Source organism: Pantoea eucrina (assembly GCF_001691555.1).
GTDB classification, from domain to species: Bacteria; Pseudomonadota; Gammaproteobacteria; order Enterobacterales; family Enterobacteriaceae; genus Pantoea; species Pantoea borealis.
Genome location: NZ_MAYN01000007.1, coordinates 72,158 through 89,200, shown reverse-complemented (window position 1 = coordinate 89,200; position 17,043 = coordinate 72,158). Strand labels below are relative to the sequence as shown.

The 17,043-nt window shown below is 56.7% G+C and carries 15 protein-coding genes; 5 read left to right on the top strand and 10 right to left on the bottom strand.

What is annotated here, in order from left to right; all coding sequences use genetic code 11:
* Positions 1-6: 6 nt before the first annotated feature.
* The 5 genes from BBA90_RS04535 to pmbA form a co-directional block, all read right to left on the bottom strand.
* On the bottom strand, positions 7-306 hold the full coding sequence (locus tag BBA90_RS04535; RefSeq protein WP_065648117.1) for a DUF4312 family protein: 300 nt from the start codon (positions 304-306) through the stop codon (positions 7-9).
* Between the two features lie 3 nt (positions 307-309).
* On the bottom strand, positions 310-666 hold the full coding sequence (locus tag BBA90_RS04530) for an SFCGS family glycine-rich protein (RefSeq protein ID WP_039380562.1): 357 nt from the start codon (positions 664-666) through the stop codon (positions 310-312).
* Between the two features lie 17 nt (positions 667-683).
* On the bottom strand, positions 684-1,013 hold the full coding sequence (locus tag BBA90_RS04525; protein ID WP_065648116.1) for a glycine dehydrogenase: 330 nt from the start codon (positions 1,011-1,013) through the stop codon (positions 684-686).
* Between the two features lie 254 nt (positions 1,014-1,267).
* The gene (cybC, locus tag BBA90_RS04520; RefSeq protein ID WP_065648115.1) at positions 1,268-1,654 is read right to left on the bottom strand and encodes a cytochrome b562; all 387 of its coding nucleotides are present in this window, start codon (positions 1,652-1,654) and stop codon (positions 1,268-1,270) included.
* 71 nt (positions 1,655-1,725) lie between these two features.
* Positions 1,726-3,066, bottom strand: coding sequence for a metalloprotease PmbA (pmbA, locus tag BBA90_RS04515; protein WP_065648114.1), 1,341 nt, complete (start codon positions 3,064-3,066; stop codon positions 1,726-1,728).
* 115 nt (positions 3,067-3,181) lie between these two features.
* Here pmbA and yjgA point away from each other — a divergent pair, with 115 nt between their 5' ends.
* Positions 3,182-3,724, top strand: coding sequence for a ribosome biogenesis factor YjgA (gene yjgA / locus BBA90_RS04510; RefSeq protein WP_065648113.1), 543 nt, complete (start codon positions 3,182-3,184; stop codon positions 3,722-3,724).
* 55 nt (positions 3,725-3,779) lie between these two features.
* On the opposite strand, the gene mpl is transcribed toward yjgA, so the two are convergent.
* A complete protein-coding gene (gene mpl / locus BBA90_RS04505; RefSeq protein ID WP_065648112.1) occupies positions 3,780-5,135 on the bottom strand; it encodes a UDP-N-acetylmuramate:L-alanyl-gamma-D-glutamyl-meso-diaminopimelate ligase in 1,356 nt (451 codons plus the stop codon).
* A 168-nt stretch (positions 5,136-5,303) separates the two neighbouring features.
* On the opposite strand from mpl, the gene fbp reads away from it, so the two are divergent.
* Complete coding sequence (fbp, locus tag BBA90_RS04500; protein WP_039380574.1) at positions 5,304-6,311, top strand: class 1 fructose-bisphosphatase; 1,008 nt, start codon at positions 5,304-5,306, stop codon at positions 6,309-6,311.
* Positions 6,312-6,367: 56 nt separating this feature from the next.
* Here the strand turns inward: fbp and BBA90_RS04495 are convergent, their stop codons facing one another.
* Positions 6,368-7,927, bottom strand: coding sequence for a methyl-accepting chemotaxis protein (locus tag BBA90_RS04495; protein ID WP_065648359.1), 1,560 nt, complete (start codon positions 7,925-7,927; stop codon positions 6,368-6,370).
* A gap of 260 nt (positions 7,928-8,187) precedes the next feature.
* Between BBA90_RS04495 and BBA90_RS04490 the strand changes: the two genes are divergently transcribed.
* Positions 8,188-8,637: a DUF441 domain-containing protein gene (locus tag BBA90_RS04490; RefSeq protein ID WP_065648111.1), complete on the top strand. Its 450-nt coding sequence runs from the start codon at positions 8,188-8,190 to the stop codon at positions 8,635-8,637.
* A 101-nt stretch (positions 8,638-8,738) separates the two neighbouring features.
* A complete protein-coding gene (ppa, locus tag BBA90_RS04485; protein ID WP_065648110.1) occupies positions 8,739-9,269 on the top strand; it encodes an inorganic diphosphatase in 531 nt (176 codons plus the stop codon).
* Positions 9,270-9,341: 72 nt separating this feature from the next.
* Here ppa and BBA90_RS04480 read toward each other — a convergent pair whose 3' ends face one another.
* The 3 genes from BBA90_RS04480 to tamA are packed head-to-tail and all read right to left on the bottom strand — an operon-like array spanning position 9,342 to position 15,201.
* Positions 9,342-9,695, bottom strand: coding sequence for a gamma-glutamylcyclotransferase family protein (locus BBA90_RS04480; protein WP_065648109.1), 354 nt, complete (start codon positions 9,693-9,695; stop codon positions 9,342-9,344).
* A gap of 2 nt (positions 9,696-9,697) precedes the next feature.
* Positions 9,698-13,465 (bottom strand): autotransporter assembly complex protein TamB, encoded by a 3,768-nt coding sequence (gene tamB / locus BBA90_RS04475; protein ID WP_065648108.1) that lies wholly within the window; start codon positions 13,463-13,465, stop codon positions 9,698-9,700.
* Positions 13,462-15,201 (bottom strand): autotransporter assembly complex protein TamA, encoded by a 1,740-nt coding sequence (tamA, locus tag BBA90_RS04470; RefSeq protein WP_065648107.1) that lies wholly within the window; start codon positions 15,199-15,201, stop codon positions 13,462-13,464. The genes tamB and tamA overlap by 4 nt, the downstream gene beginning before the upstream one ends.
* 451 nt (positions 15,202-15,652) lie before the next feature.
* Here tamA and BBA90_RS04460 point away from each other — a divergent pair, with 451 nt between their 5' ends.
* A complete protein-coding gene (locus BBA90_RS04460) occupies positions 15,653-16,993 on the top strand; it encodes a hemolysin family protein (RefSeq protein WP_065648105.1) in 1,341 nt (446 codons plus the stop codon).
* Positions 16,994-17,043: the final 50 nt, after the last annotated feature.

The following is a 17,043-nucleotide window of genomic DNA, read 5'->3' as shown; positions in this document are numbered from 1 at the left end:
GTGCGGTCAGGGTGTCGCCGTAAATGTCACGCTGTCCATATCGATAACGGTGACGCTGACGCTGATTTCCAGTTCAACGCTGTAGTGATGCCGCTCGCGCGCCAGGAAAAAAAACAGAAATTTTTCCCGCCGGGTGCGCACCCTGGCATGCAGCACCCGCACATCCAGCGGCTCAATGCGCAGCAGCAGTTTCTGGCTGTTGCGCAATACCTGCTGCTGCACGCTGCTGAGCGCATCGGCAAAGGCTTTTGCTTTGGTATCGCCTTTTCCCTGCACGATAACCTGCGTCTCATAGTGCTGTTTCATACGTCAGCTGCCGTGCTTCTTGTTCCAGGCCTGTACCAGCCGTTCGCCCAGCTCCTCTTTGTCCATAAAACCAAAGCCCAGCACGGTCGCCCCTTCATTGATCGCCGTTACGCCCTCATCCACCGAGCGCATACCATGTTTTGCCCGGTAGCCATATTTGTTCTGCGCGGTAATGGCACCGGCGCCACCGCTGCCGCAGAAAGAGATGCCGAAGTCAGCGTTTTCCGCTTTCATCACATCACCCAGCTTCATATCGGCTGCCACGCCCGGCACCACCACCGCACGTCCGCCCGCTTTTTCAATTCCGGCAGCCACTTTCTGACCTTTACCCAGACGATCGCCAATCACTACTGTCACCATGTTCACTTCCTCTCTGTTTATGCGTCGTTACTTTTCGCGACTTCAATATGCACCGACAGCAGCCAGGCTTCTTCCACCGGCAGGTTGCCGAACAGATCGACAATCTGTTGCGCCAGCTGCAGGCTGTCAGGTGGAATATCATCAAACAGCTCCGCTTCTACCTCCGGCAGCGCCTCGCCGCTTAGCGAACGGCTGGCCATCGCCTGAACGTGCGAATTCAGCATCTGCTGCTGCACCGGTGTGGGACTAATCTGGTGCGCGGTATAGAGGATCGCGATTTGACCTAATATGCGATCCGCCAGCGCCTGAACGGTTTCCGCGTTCAGCGGGACAGCATCACTCCTCACCCTTCTACTCCTGTTTACGGCAGATAATTCGCGTTGAAAAACAAACTACGCGTTCCGCCCGGCCGTGTGGAGACGCACTTTTTCCACCCTGAAGCGGAAATGCGGCAACGCGCGGTGCGTGAGATCGCAGACAGCACATATCGCGCATGTCAGCGAGCGGTGTGCATCAGGCGTGAGGAAAAAGCGGCTGTTTACGGAGAAATGTGTACGTGAAAGGCAGCGAAGCGGGCCAGCACAGGGTCTGGCCCGGCGTATTAGCGGAATTTCTTATGGTTGGCGTTGCGGATCTCTTCCAGTTTTTTCGCTTCGGCTTTTGCCTCATCCAGCTTGCTGGCCTGAGCGAGCTTGTCGATCACATCAATCTGCGCAATCAGTGTGTCGAGACCGGCATGATAATCTTTGATCTGTGCACTGTCCGCTGGCTGCCCTTCCAGCTTATCTGGCGTGGACTTTTTGGCATCCTGCGCAGCCTGGCGCATTTTCCCGAGCGCAGTATGCATCTCCTGCGCATCATCCGTTTTCTTCACTACGCTCAGGTTCGCTTTCAGCGTATCCATATCCTGCTCAAGATCTGCCGCCAGCACGCTGGCAGAGGAGAACAGTAACGACAGAGACAACATTGCAATCAGATGCTTACGCATGATGTGTTCCTTTTAATTATTCTCAGGCAAAAAAAAGCAGCCTTGCCGGCTGCTTTCTGGAAGCGATGTCGTTATTGTCCGGCGATTTTCATCTCCGGTAGCAGCACCGATCCGCATTGTATATTGCTGCGGGTTTCAATGTCGTTACCGACCGTAACCATATTGCGCCACATCTCTTTAAGGTTTCCTGCAATTGTGACTTCGCTCACAGGATACTGAATTTCGCCGTTTTCAACCCAGAAGCCCGCCGCGCCGCGCGAGTAGTCGCCGGTCATGGCGCTGACGCTCTGCCCCATCAGTTCAGTCACAATCAGGCCGCGTCCCATCTGTTTGACGAGGTCATCAAAGCTGTGGCCCTGACCGGCGATACGCCAGTTATGGATGCCGCCCGCGTGACCGGTGCTCTGCAGGCCAAGCTTGCGCGCTGAATAGCTGGTCAGCAGCCAGTTCTGCAGCACACCCTCTTTGACAATATCGCGCGCTTCGGTGCGCACGCCTTCACTGTCAAACGGCGTTGAGGCGAGCCCTTTCAGCAGATGCGGCTGCTCCTGAATCGTCAGCCAGGATGGCAAAATTTGCTGACCCAGCGAGTCGAGCAGAAACGTGGATTTGCGGTAGACGCTGCTGCCGCTGATCATGCCTACCAGGTGACCAAACAAGCCGGTGGCGACCTCAGGTGCAAACAGCACCGGCGCTTTCATGGTCGGCAGCTTGCGTGGTGCAAGGCGAGCCAGTACGCGGCGGGCGCACTCGTTACCGACCCACTCTGCGCTCTGCAGATCGTCTATCGAGCGGCCGATGGTGTAGGCGTAATCACGCTCCATATCGCCATCCTGCTCAGCAATCACACAGCTCGACAGCGAGTGGCGGCTGGAGCAGTAGCTCTGCAGCATACCGTGGCTGTTGCCAAACACTTTGATGCCAACGTGGCTGTTAAAGCTGCCACCTTCCGTATTGGTGATGCGCTTATCCGCCTGCAGCGACGCCTGTTCGGCACGCGCAGCCAGCTCAATGGCGCGATCGGCATCGATCTCCCACGGATGGTAGAGATCAAGATCGGGCGCATCAAATGCCAGCAGTTCACGCTCTGCCGGTGCAGCGTAAGGATCGGGTGAGGTGTAGCGCGCAATATCGATCGCTGCCTGCACGGTGCTTTTAATGGCATCAGGACTGAGATCGGTCGATGAGGCGCTGCCTTTGCGGTTCTGATGATAGACGGTGATACCAAGCGCACCGTCGCTGTTGAATTCGACGTTTTCCACTTCGCCATAGCGCGTGCTGACGCCGATACCGGTGGTTTTTGTCACCGCCACTTCAGCACCATCGGTGTGAGCTTTAGCGAGTTCCAGCGCCTGGGCGACAGCCTGTTCCAGCGCTTTACGTTGTTCTGCAACCTGAGTAGATACGTTCATCGACCTGCCGTCTAATCTTAAGTATGAATCTGTTGAGTCTATCAGACTCAGAGAACAATTTCGCAGTCGCCCGATAAACTGGTAGGATTAGCCTCTTTTTTTAAGGAGCCAAGAGATGACCAGGCAGCCCGAAGACTGGCTCGATGATGTACCGGATAATCAGGAAGAAGAAGACGAAGAGATTATCTGGGTCAGCAAAAGTGAAATTAAACGTGACGCCGAAGAGTTAAAACGCCTCGGTGCCGAGCTGGTTGATCTGGGGAAAAACTCCCTGGATAAGATCCCGCTCGATGAGGATCTGCGCAATGCGATTGAGCTGGCGCAGCGTATTAAGAAAGAGGGTCGCCGTCGCCAGCTGCAGCTGATTGGTAAAATGCTGCGCCAGCGCGATGAAGATCCGATCCGTCAGGCGCTGGATAAGCTGAAAAACCGGCACAATCAGCAGGTGGCGCTGTTCCACAAGCTGGAGCATCTGCGCGATCGCCTGATCGATCAGGGTGACGACGCGATGACCGAGGTGATCACGCTCTATCCGCAGGCCGATCGGCAGCAGCTGCGTAGCATGATCCGCAACGCGCAGAAAGAGAAAGCGGCGAATAAAACGCCAAAAGCAGCCCGGCAGATCTTCCAGTATCTGCGCGAGCTGGCAGAAGCGTAAGAGGCGGCCTGCCGGCCGCACTCTCTCCGGAGGCGTCCTGCAGGACGCCACGGTCTTAGCGTCCCAGTCGCTCCAGCAGTTTTTGATGGATCCCGCCAAACCCGCCGTTACTCATCACCAGAATTGAGTCGCCTGGCTGCGCCTCTTTCGCAATCATCTCCGTCAGCGTATCGACGTCTGCGCTCCACTGCGCAGGCGGAATACAGGCGTCTGCCACATCGGAGACCTGCCACGGAATATGATGCGGCTGCAACAGAAAGACCTTATCTGCCCGGCCCAGCGACGGTGCCAGATCGTTTTTACTGACGCCCATTTTCATGGTGTTAGAGCGAGGCTCCAGTACCGCAAGGATACGTGCCCTGCCGCCCACTTTACTGCGCAGCGCGGCCAGCGTGGCGTGTATGGCCGTGGGATGGTGAGCAAAATCGTCATAGACCTTGATGCCGTTGACCTCACCGCGCAGCTCCAGGCGGCGGCGCGCGTTGATAAAGCTGCTGAGCGCTTCGCCCGCATCCGCCGGTTTCACGCCCACATGGCGCGCGGCAGCAATCGCCATCAGGCCGTTATGCATATTGTGTTCGCCGACCAGCCCCCAGTTCACCTCTGCCACCTTTTCCCCTTCCAGCCAGACTTCCCAGCGGGCAGCGTCCGGCGTCAGCTTTTTCGCCTGCCAGTGACCCTGTTCGCCTGTTGTCTCCTGCTCGCTCCAGCAGCCCATGGCCATGACCTGCTTCAGATTATGATCGTGTTCCGGCAGCAGGATTTTGCCCTGGCCGGGTATGATGCGAATCAGGTGATGGAACTGCTTCTGGATAGCGCGCAGGTCGTCGAAAATGTCTGCATGATCAAACTCAAGGTTATTGAGGATCAGCGTACGCGGGCAGTAGTGTACAAACTTGGAGCGCTTATCGAAGAAGGCGCTGTCATATTCATCCGCTTCAATGACAAAGAATGGACTTTTTCCTAATTTTGCCGATACGTCGAAGTTACCCGGCACCCCACCAATAATAAAGCCTGGCTCCAGGCCACACGCCTCAAGGATCCACGCTGCCATGCCGGCCGTAGTGGTTTTACCGTGCGTTCCGGCTACGGCCAGCACCCAGCGATCGCGCAGGACAAAATCGTGCAGCCACTGAGGGCCGGAGAGGTAGGGAATGTTACGTTCCAGCACCGCTTCAACACAGGGATTACCGCGCGTCATGGCATTACCGATGATCACCATATCTGGCACCGGGTCGAGCTGCGAAGCGTCATAAACCTCAGTTAATTCAATGCCTTGCTGCTCAAGCAGCGTACTCATCGGCGGGTAAACATTTGCGTCCGAGCCGGTTACCTGATGTCCCAGCGAACGCGCCAGCATAGCCAGGCCGCCCATAAAAGTGCCACAAATGCCGAGGATGTGAATGCGCATAAATAGATCCATTAACTGAAAGTCCGGCGCACAGTGTAACCCCGAGTCTGAAGGGAAGAAACGGATTAGGACTATGGTTTTTAAAGTTCAATCGGCTAAACTGCGTACGCATACGTTGGCAGTTTGTTACAGCTGCTGCCACTCCATCGTAGATTCAGGGAATGTGTTATGAAAACGTTAGGCGAATTCATCGTCGAGAAGCAACACGACTTTCCTCACGCCACAGGTGAACTGACGGCGCTGATTTCCTCCATCAAACTGGGCGCTAAAATCATTCACCGCGATATCAACAAAGCGGGTCTGGTCGATATTCTGGGTGCCAGCGGCGTGGAAAACGTGCAGGGCGAACAGCAGATGAAGCTGGACCTCTTCGCGAATGAAAAACTGAAAGCTGCCCTGAAAGCGCGTGGTGTGGTTGCCGGTATCGCCTCGGAAGAAGAGGATGAGTTTGTTATTTTTGAAGGTTCAGAAGATGGCAAATATGTGGTGCTGATGGATCCGCTGGATGGCTCATCCAACATCGACGTAAACGTTTCTGTCGGAACCATTTTCTCTATCTACCACCGCATCAGTGAACCCGGTACGCCGATCACGGAAGCGGACTTTATGCAGCCGGGGAATCAGCAGGTGGCCGCCGGTTATGTGGTATATGGTTCCTCAACCATGATGGTTTATACCACCGGCGTCGGCGTACACGCCTTTACCTATGATCCGTCGCTCGGCGTATTCTGCCTGAGTCATGAGCGCATGACCTACCCGGCAAAGGGTTACACCTATTCCATTAACGAAGGTAACTACATTCGCTTCCCGCAGGGCGTGAAGAAATACCTGAAGTTCTGCCAGGAAGAGGATATCGATACGCATCGTCCTTATACCTCGCGCTATATCGGTTCACTGGTGGCTGACTTTCACCGTAACCTGCTGAAAGGCGGGATTTACCTCTATCCAAGTACCGCCAGCCACCCTAACGGCAAGCTGCGCCTGCTGTATGAGTGCAACCCGATGGCGTTTCTCGCCGAACAGGCGGGCGGTAAAGCCAGCGACGGTAAAAACCGTATTCTTGACCTTCAGCCAGAGACGCTGCACCAGCGTTGCCCGTTCTTCTGTGGTAATGAAGCGATGGTTGATGATGTTGAGCGCTTTATCCGCGAATACCCGGATAACCACGGCGCCTGAGTCGCACTGATTAATAAAAAGACCCGCCGCTGAGCGGGTTTTTTTATTGTTTTCTCTTAGGCGGCTGTGATGCGGAACTGCGCCATTGAGGTCTGCAGCTGCTGCGACTGCGCTTCCAGCAGGCGGGTCGCGGCACCCGCCTGCTCCACCAGCGCCGCGTTCTGCTGCGCCGCTTCGTCCATCTGCGTCACCGCCATATTGACCTGCTCAATACCGCGGCTCTGCTCGTCAGACGCACCGGAAATCTCTTTCATCAGCGCCGTTACGCGTATCACTTCGCCAGCGATCTCATCCATGGTCGCCCCCGCGCGCGTCGCCATTTCACTGCCCTCTTTAACCCGCGTCTGCGACTCGCTGATTAACGTCCGGATCTCTTTGGCCGCGCTGGCGCTGCGCCCTGCCAGCGTGCGTACCTCACTGGCCACCACGGCAAAGCCCCGGCCCTGCTCGCCAGCACGCGCCGCTTCCACGGAGGCGTTAAGCGCCAGAATGTTAGTCTGGAATGCAATGCCGTCGATCACGCTGAGGATAGCCGCGATGCGATTGGAACTCTGCGTGATCTCCTGCATTTTCTCCATCACGTAGCACACCACTTCAGCACCGCGGCTGGCGGTGTCAGAGACGCTGCTGGCAAGCTGATTCGCCTGCTGCGCATTAACGGCATTGAGCCGCACGGTGGCGGTAAGCTCTTCCATGCTGGCCGCTGTCTGCTCCAGTGAAGCGGCGGACTCTTCGGTACGCTGTGACAGGTGCACCGTACCGGCCGCCAGCTCCCGGCTGCCGGTATCAATCTGCAGGCTCGCTTCGCGCACCTGGCTTACCGAGTGGCGCAGCGCGCGCTGCATAACAGCCAGCGCCTGATTCAGACGGCCAATCTCATTGTGACCGGCAGCCGGCAGCTGCTGCGACAGATCGCCTGCAGCCACCTGCTCCAGATGCCGGACGGCGCTCTCCAGCGGACGCAGCAGCGCCTGGCGCAGCAGCTGCCAGGCAAGACCGGTCAGCAGCAGGGTCAGTGCGACCGCAACGCCAATCAACATTTTCATCTGCCACTCATTGTGTGCCGCCTGCGCCAGCCGAGCGGCAGAGACCTCACCGGCATAGAGGCTGAATGCGTTAACCGCTCCGGCATAACGGGCAGCGAGCTGCGATACATTGCCTTCCAGTACCTGGTAATACTCGTCGGTATACTGCTTTTCCAGCGCAGCCATCATCGGGACGACCGCACCCTGCTGATACGCTTTATAGGCGGCGGCGATCGCCTCAGCCAGCGTTTTGCCGTGAGCCGTTACGGTACCGGCATCAATAAACGCCTGCAGATGCCGCTGCGAGCTGGCGACGTCTGCGGCGGCCTGCTTCGTAACTGCGGCTCCCTCATCCAGCAGGCCAATCTCAATTTTGCGTACCGCCAGCGCGGCGCCGGCGCGCGCGCGCATCAGATCGGCATTGCTCTGGTAAAGGCTATTCAGTTCAATTCCCTGAATGCGGTTGATGGCATTAAGCGACTGATTGCCGGCATTAATGGCGTAAATGCCCATGCCGCTGACGGCCAGCAGCAGCAGTGTCATGCAGATAAGCAACGAAAGTAAGGCGGTGCGAAGCGAGAGCTGAGCAATCATGATAATTTCCGTGTGCAGTAAAAAAGGGAGAATCCAGTGACCCTAAACGAAGAAATTATCGGCGGTGACGAGCTGAAACTTTACCGCTGCCTGACGATCAGGCGAATGATGATCACCCGTGCTGCGAATTTTCTTTACTGCAGCAGAGATAATTATGCATAAGCCGGTTGCGCCATTTTTTCTGATGGTTGATAAAGGAAAGCAGACAAACTGTTGCATGGCTCATTGTCAGCCTGCTGATTATTTATGGAGAAATCATGGCCCCCTACGCTTCCACGCTGGTTCTTATCTGCCTCGCCATACTGAGCTATTTTGTTCATAACAGCGCCGTGACGATCTCGATTCTGATCCTGCTGGCCATCAAGCTCACGCCGCTGGCGCAGTTTTTCCCTTACGTGGAGAAGCAGGGAATTCAGATGGGGATTATCATTCTGACCGTTGCCGTCATGGCGCCGCTGGCGAGTGGTACCCTGCCGGTAAGCGCACTGCTGAAATCATTTGCCAGCTGGCAATCCATTGTAGCGATTCTGGTCGGCGTGTTTGTCGCCTGGCTCGGCGGGCGCGGCGTCAGCTTTATGAGCATTCAGCCATCGGTGGTCGCCGGGTTGCTGATTGGCACTGTGATTGGCGTGGCGTTCTTTCGCGGCGTGCCGGTAGGACCGCTGATTGCGGCGGGCATTGTTTCGCTGTTTGTGTCGGCGAAGTAGCGGGCTTGGAGCATTCTGAAACGCCAAAAAGGGGGCATACTTTCAGAGTCAGTTGGCTATAATAGCCGTCACTCAACATACGACTAATGAAGGAAAGCCCGATGAGTCTGAACCAGGTGCCTGCAGGTAAAGATCTGCCAGAAGATATCTATGTAATTATTGAGATCCCGGCAAATGCCGATCCGATCAAATATGAAGTGGATAAAGAGTCTGGCGCCCTGTTTGTAGACCGCTTTATGTCTACCGCCATGTTCTATCCGTGCAACTACGGCTACATCAACAATACGCTGTCACTGGATGGTGACCCGGTTGACGTGCTGGTGCCAACCCCTTACCCGCTGGTGCCGGGTTCAGTGATCCGCTGCCGTCCGGTTGGCGTCCTGAAGATGACCGACGAGTCTGGCGAAGATGCTAAACTGGTTGCGGTACCGCATACCAAACTGAGCAAAGAGTACGATCACATCAACGATGTGAACGACCTGCCAGAGCTGCTGAAAGCGCAGATTACCCACTTCTTTGAGCACTACAAAGATCTGGAAAAAGGCAAATGGGTGAAGGTTGACGGCTGGGATAACGCAGAAGCGGCTAAAGCTGAAATCATCACCTCTTTCGAACGCGCGCAGCAGAAGTAATCTTAATCGGGTAAACCGGAAACGATGCGCGTTACCGATAAAAAAACACCGCCATAAAGGCGGTGTTTTTATTTATGCATCTGCTGCGTCATCACGTTGCAGCCAGTCGCCGCTTGCAATATGCGGTCGCCCCGCAACTGAACGCTGATACACGTACAGCCAGGCGCTGCCGTAAGGCGTCTGAATAAGCTGACGCTTATACTCACCATTCTTGCAGCGCAGCGCATCCAGCTCACCGAGCGTGCTGGCATCAATGCGGTATACCTCACCCAGGACGATTCCTTCGCCCTCTACCACACCCGGGTAAAGCCCCAGATTATAGAGGTCAAACCCCTTAATCTGGTGCTCACCGAGCCACTGCGCATTGGTCATCCAGTGACTATTTCCCTGCTTGCGCCGTAAACTGCCGTAGACAATTATTCGCATTGCTAGAACTCAAACTGATAGAGCAAATCCAGCGCCTGATCGAGACCAGACACGGCTTCCAGGTAGAGTTTGGGCATCAGGCGATAACGCAGGGTCAGGGTTGCCAGTGAGTCAAAGATACCTACGCCATATTTCACCTGCAGCCCCGGCAGCACATAGCCGCTGACCTGAACCTGCTGGCTGTCACCTACGCCGGTGGTATCAAGCGCAAGATTGCTGACGCCAAACGTCTCACCGATTTTACCCACAACCTGCCCACTTTGTGCAACCCCCAGACCCACCAGCGCAGAGGTTAATGCATTACTGTCGCCGTCGCTGTTCAGTCCCTGACCGCGTAACAGGTAAGAGAGCGCCTCCTGCTGCGACATCGCCGGATCGGAGAACACCTCCACTTTAGGCTCATCCGCCAGACCGGTGACGCGCAGACCCGCCGTGACATCATCTTCGGTGGCATCCGGGTTGCGGATCGCCTCCAGATTGACATACGGCTGATCCGGCGGGCCGGCAAACTGCAGCTCACCTTTGCGAACAATCAGATCCTGTCCATAGGCGTGGAAGCGGCCAGACGGAATATTGATCTGCCCGTTAAGGCCGAGCCCGGTTTTATCCTGCACCAGTTTCAGGTCACCACTGAGCCGCGCTTTCAGGCCAAATGCCGAGAGGCGCACATCATTGCCGACGTGGATCACCAGATTACTGTTAATCGGGATGGCCGCCGTTTTCGGCGCGATCGGCTTGAGATTCTCATCCAGCATCACTTCATCCGATGAGACGCCGGTGGCGCTCGCCGGCACCTCCTGCACGGTGATACGTGCCCACGGCACATCCACTTTACCGTCCAGGCTGAACGCAGCAGGGGTAGCCTCAAAGACCAGATCCGGTGAGACATCCATACGCACCATCGGCGGCACCGTAACGCGAATGCGGCTGCCCTGCGCCGTAACACGCGCACGCCAGTTATCCAGCTGGCTCCAGTCAGCGTTTCCGCCCAGAGTCAGGTTGCCCTGCTGCGTCTGTATCAGACCATTCAGCGTAGAGCTCATGCCGTTGAATATCATGTTCAGGTTTGCCGACGTCAGCGTCACCGGCATGAAGCTCGCCTGAGCGTTGACATCGCTCAGGCCGAGCTGGCCAAACACCTGCGGCCGCTGGAGCGTCCCCCCCAGCCGCAGGTTGCTGTTAAGCCTGCCCTGCACCTTCTCACCCTGCGACAGTGCCGGATTCAGCATCGCCAGGGAGATGTTGCTGATGCCGATATTGCCCGACAGCTGCCGCCGGTTCTGCGGATCGTTGATCTGCACGTTGCCGTTCAGCTGGCCATTGTTAGCAATCCGGATCAGCCAGTCGAGCTGCGCGCGTCCGTCACCCAGCGCCGCATTCAGGTTCAGCGTATCGAACGCTATCGGCAGCGCATTGCCCTGCACATCCTGCACCACTTTTACGCCGCTGCCTTTCAGCGCCACGGTGCCGGTTGGCAACGCGCCGTCCGCGCTCCAGTTAACGCGCACATCTCCGCTGAACAGACCGCTGAGCCGGGTGGCATCGGTCAGAAAGGGTTTTACCATCGCCAGATCGAAGCGGTTCAGTACAACGTGCGCCCGGCCGCTTGCGCCGGCTTCAATCGGTTCCGGTACACAGAGCTGCGCGTTCGGGTTCTGCCAGCAGTGCGGACCAATGGTTGCGCTCTGCTTGCTGTTGAGATAGTCAATCGCCATGGCGCGCGTCAGGCGCCACTCCCCGACCGGCGTATCAAACCGGGTATTATTCAGCGTGCCCTGCCAGCGACCAGCCTGGCGATCAAAGCTGCCGTTCAGCGCTAGCTGACCTGAAACCGGCTCACCCTGAACGTTGAGCTTCAGCTGATGCTGCTTCTCACTGCCGTCAGCGTTCAGCGTCAGCAGGTTGATTTTCAGTGCCGCCTGCTGCAGCTGTTCCACGCGCAGCTGCAGCTTGCCGGCAACCTGCTCACCCGATTTGATGTCGCTCTTCAGCGTGGCGCGGCGGATTAACAGCTGCTGCCAGCGCAGGCCGGTGGCGGTAAGATCGGCCAGCAGCTGCGGCGCCTGGAGCGTGCCGCGCGCGTTGATTGCGCCTTTGACGACGCCGCCGAGGCCCGGCAATGCGTTGTCGAGATGCGGGGCATCCACAATCGCATCCAGATTCAGCGTGTCACCCAGTTCGCCTTTCACATCCAGATAGTTGCGGCCCAGCGCCACATTCAGGCCCGGAATGTTCCACTGGTTATAGCTGTTACCGCTCAGGGAGCCTTTTGCGCGTACCGCATTCTGTTTCACGTTACCGTTAAGCTCCAGCTGCGGTACGCGCAGCTGCCAGCTGCCGCCGTAAAGGCTGCCGCGCGTGGTGATTTTGCCGTCCAGCTTCGCAGGCCAGTCAGGATACTGCTTCGCGGTGTTAATACCGGCCAGCGTCAGCTCGCTGCGCCAGCTGATCGCTTTACGCCAGTCCACCAGCGCAGAGAGATCGATATTGCCCTGCAGCGCGGCGACACGCAGTTTATCCAGCGTAAACTGCTGCTCGTTTCCGTTGCCATCCAGCGTAATCGTTGCCGGCGGGATCGCCTCGCCTTTTACCGCCGTACGCAGCGACATCACATAGTCGGTGGCTTTTCCTTTAAACTGATAATCGAAATTATCTGCCTGGTACTGCACCGGTCCGGTCAGCGGCCAGCGCAGCTGCGGGCTGGTCAGCGTCAGCGACAGCGGCAGTTCAGCCACGGCAGGTTGTGCTGTCGCCGCAAGCTGTGCACGCACCGGTCCGGAAAGATTCAGCCCCAGCTGCAGCTCGTCGCGCATCGCGCCGCCCAGCGTCATCTTCACTTTTTCACCCTTAACCGGATCGATATTCAGCGCGCCGTTCAGCGTGAAATTAACCGGCCAGTTGCCCGCCAGCTGCGCGTCACCGCGGGCGCTGACCTGGCCCTGCGGTGAATCAATATCAAACGTTTCCAGCTGCAGATGCGTCTCTGCCGTTTTGGCTTTCACCAGCAGGCGCGAGAGGGTGAGATCGGTATCTCCGGTAATGCGCAGCTGCTCGCCGAGCAGCGACTGAACGGTAATATCCAGCGGCAGACGGAAGTCAGGCAGCGCCGGCAGCAGCGGTTTGGCAAACAGCGCCTGCAGCGTTTCGCCCAGCGGTTTTTCATCCGGCTGCGGCTGCTGAACTTTCGGCTGAACAACCTCTTCATTCGCCACCTGAGCCGCTTTTGGCAGCGCAATCAGCAGGTTCTGGATACGGGTAGGATAGAGCGTCAGCGCCCGTTCCTGCCACTGCAGGCCGGTGCTGAAGTCGAGCAGTGAAATCGCCGTATCATCAACTTTAACGTTGATATTGTGCAGCGCGACGTTACGCAGCGTAATCGGGTACGGCGTACTGAGATTCGTACTGCCCGACTCCTCTGGCGGCGGTTCACTGGCCGGCGTCATTTTTTTGCTGTCGACCACGACACTGACATCCTGCAGCGCGAGGGCGTTAACGCAGACCGAGGAGTGCAGCAGGCAGTTCAGGTTCAGGGCGAGATGAAAGCGCCCTGCATCCACGCTGACGCCCGGCATCTCATACTTTACGTTGTTGAGTGTCAGATTGCGCCAGCCGCCATCGACCTTGCCAATTGACAGGCCGGGCACCCAGCGGTCAGCACCTTTCAGCAGCAGATGCAGACCCGGCGTGGTCCCCACCAGCAGCGCCACGCTGCCCAGCAGGATGACCAGAAAAATAATCAGGCCAATCAGGACCTTTTTCCACAGCTTCATAGTTCAGGCCCCAGTCCGACATAAAATTGCAATCCGTGCTCCTTGTCATCGCCAACAGGGCGGGCGATATCAAACTTAATGGGCCCGACCGGCGAAGACCAGCGCACGCCTACGCCTGCACCGGTCTTGAAGTTGCTCTGCTTAATATCATTAACCGCTTCACCGGAGTCGATAAATACCGCGCCCCACCACTTGCCGGAGACGTTGTACTGATACTCCAGCGATCCGGTGGCCAGTTTCGAGGCGCCGGTCAGCTTGCCCTCTTCGTCGCGCGGGGAAATGTTTTTGTATTTATAGCCGCGGATGCTGCGATCCCCGCCGGCAAAGAAGCGCAGGTCGGGCGGCACTTTTTCAAAATTATTGGTTTCAATCCAGCCCAGGTTGCCGCGTGCAACAAAGCGATGTTTATCCGCCAGCGTGCGGATCCAGACGTTTTGCGCCTGCAGGATCAGGAAGTCGACATCGGAGCCCCAGGTGGTATCAGAAACGTCAACCGAATAGCGCTGTGAGTCACCCCATGTGGGCATCAGTCCGCCGCGCGATCGCGTGCGGTTCAGGCTCACGCCCGGATAGAGCAGCATGGTGGTATTGGTCACGTTGCCCTGGGTAAAGTGATCGAGGCTCCAGCGCAGGTTAACGGCTTTCTGCCAGCCGGAGCTGCTGTCCCAGTTACGCGACATGGCCAGCGTTGTGGTATCTGATTTCGTATCGTTAAGATCGGTGCGCTTCAGGCCGCCGGAAAAGGTGTAGTACTGCTCCAGCGGGCTTTTCAGCAGCGGCACTTTATAGCTGAGATCGAGCTGCTGCTCCGGGGCGGAGACATAGGCGCTGGCCGCAAGACTGTGGCCGCGATCGTTAACCCAGGGCTTGCGCCAGGTGCCTTTCAGGCGCGGACCGACGTCAGTGGAGTAGCCTACGCCAGTTTCAATGGTATTTTCCACGCGCGGCGAGAGTGCGGCGCTGAGCGGCAGCACTTTGGTTTTACGCCCTTTATCAAACTCCGGTGCCACGACAACCGAGTTAAACCAGCCGGTGGCAGAAAGGCGGCGGTTCAGCTCAGCCAGCTCGCGTGAGCTGTAGGGATCGCCTTTTTTAAACGGTACCAGATTATGGAGATAGGCCTCATCTATCTGCGAGCCTTCGAAGCTGACGTCGCCAAAGCGATAGCGCGGACCGCTGTCGTAATCAATGTCCCAGAAAGCCAGCCGCCGCTCAACGGAGACACCAAGCTGACTCTTTTTAAAATCGCCATCAAAATAGCCGTTACGCAGTGCCAGGTTAGAGAACCCGCTTTTAAATTTATCGTAGGTGCCGTGGTTCAGCTGCGATCCCACTTTTGGTCTGCCCTGCTTTACCCACGCCTGGTAGTCCGGATCCTCTTTCGCTTCACCCTCGATCACAATAGTGCTGCCGCCAATTTTTACCGGCTCGCCGGCTGTGACGTGAGCAATCAGAACCGGACGACCGCCCTGTGGCGGGGGCGGACGCGATTCAAAGTCAATCTGCGGTTCATAATAACCGAGCGCGTGCAGTCCCTCTTTAATGGCATTTGAGACCCGCGCCTGAAAGCGTCCGTCGCTGGAGACTTCATCGCTGCCAATGGTGGACAGGCGCGCCCTGACATTTTTTTCTAAATCCCCGGTCAGGCCCTCTACCTGCAGTCGCACTTTCGCTGCCTCAACGGCAGGCGCAGCAAGCAGCAGGCTGGCCAAACAATAAACATGAAATCGCGGCACGCGTACTCCTGTTATCAATGCCTGCCCCCCTTCCGCAGGGGCGTTAATCAGTCAGGCAGGGTTTCACTTCCCCCATTTACCCATCAGCATAGCCATCTTTTAGGGCAAACGGCTACGTTAAACCCACGACTAAGCCAAATTGGTGACTATTGTCGGTAATTGGTGGCGGTGATACAACCGGGATGCTGTGCTTCTGTGCGCCGCTGCTCTGCTGCCGGATAAATCTGATGTCACCGATCGTACCTCTGGCGGCATGACAGGCGCTGCTGCTATAATCACCGACCAGCAGGCCTCGCCTGCGTTCAATTCTGCCCCGACGTTACTCTCCATTGTCGAACTGGCGCAGACATTTTTGGCACGGATAGCCCTGTCAGACTGGTGTGTACCGGACGTACCCCTCTTCGCGCTGCCCAGGCCAAAAATGACAAGTGATTAACTCAACGGACCTTTTATGCTAGATAGCCTGCTTGTCATACTTTTACTGATCGTTATCAGTTCCTTTTTTTCTCTTTCAGAGATCTCGCTGGCGGCTGCCCGCAAGATCAAACTTAAACTGCTGGCTGACGAAGGCAACATCAACGCGCAGCGCGTGCTGAAGATGCAGGAACAGCCCGGTATGTTCTTCACCGTGGTGCAGATTGGCCTGAACGCAGTAGCGATTCTGGGCGGTATCGTGGGTGACGCCGCGTTTTCCCCTGCTTTCAGCAGCCTGTTCAACCGCTTTGTGGAGCCTGAACTGGCAGAAAAACTCAGTTTCATCTGCTCCTTTACCATCGTAACCAGTCTTTTTATCCTGTTTGCTGACCTGACGCCCAAACGTGTTGGCATGATCGCCCCGGAAGCGGTCGCGCTGCGCATCATTAATCCGATGCGTTTCTGCCTGCTGGTCATGCGGCCGCTGGTCTGGCTGTTCAACGGCCTCGCCAACGTCTTTTTCCGTATTTTCAAACTGCCAATGGTGCGCAAAGACGATATTACCTCTGACGATATTTATGCGGTGGTAGAGGCGGGTGCGCTGGCCGGTGTCCTGCGCAAGCAGGAGCATGAGCTGATTGAAAATGTGTTTGAACTGGAGTCACGCACCGTTCCCTCTTCAATGACCTCGCGCGAGAACATCGTCTGGTTCGATCTGCATGAAGATGAGCTAAGCCTGAAAACCAAAATCGCACAGCATCCGCACTCAAAGTTTCTGGTATGTGACGGAGATATCGATCATATCGTTGGCTACGTTGACTCCAAAGAGCTGCTGCTGCGCGTGCTGGGTAATCAGAGCATGGCGCTCAACAGCGGCGTTCAGATCCGCTCGGCGCTGATTGTGCCCGACACGCTGACGCTTTCTGAAGCGCTGGAGAGTTTTAAAACTGCCGGCGAAGACTTTGCCGTGATCATGAATGAGTATGCGCTGGTGGTGGGTATCATCACGCTGAATGACGTTATGACCACGCTGATGGGCGACCTGGTGGGCCAGGGGCTGGAAGAGCAGATTGTCGCACGCGACGAAAATTCCTGGCTGGTCGAGGGCGGCACGCCGATTGATGACGTCATGCGCGTGCTTGATATTGATGAATTCCCGCAGTCCGGCAATTATGAAACCATCGGCGGCTTTATGATGTACATGCTGCGCAAAATACCGAAACGTACCGACTTCGTGAAGTTTTCCGGCTATAAGTTTGAGGTGGTGGATATCGACAGTTACCGTATCGACCAGCTGCTGGTCACGCGTATTGATGAACGCCCGCCGGCGCTGAGCGTAAAAACCAGTGATGATGAAAATCCGTCACTGTCTTCATAAAGAGAGGTTCTGGTTCGGACAGAGCTGATTCAGAACGAAAGTAGCAGAAA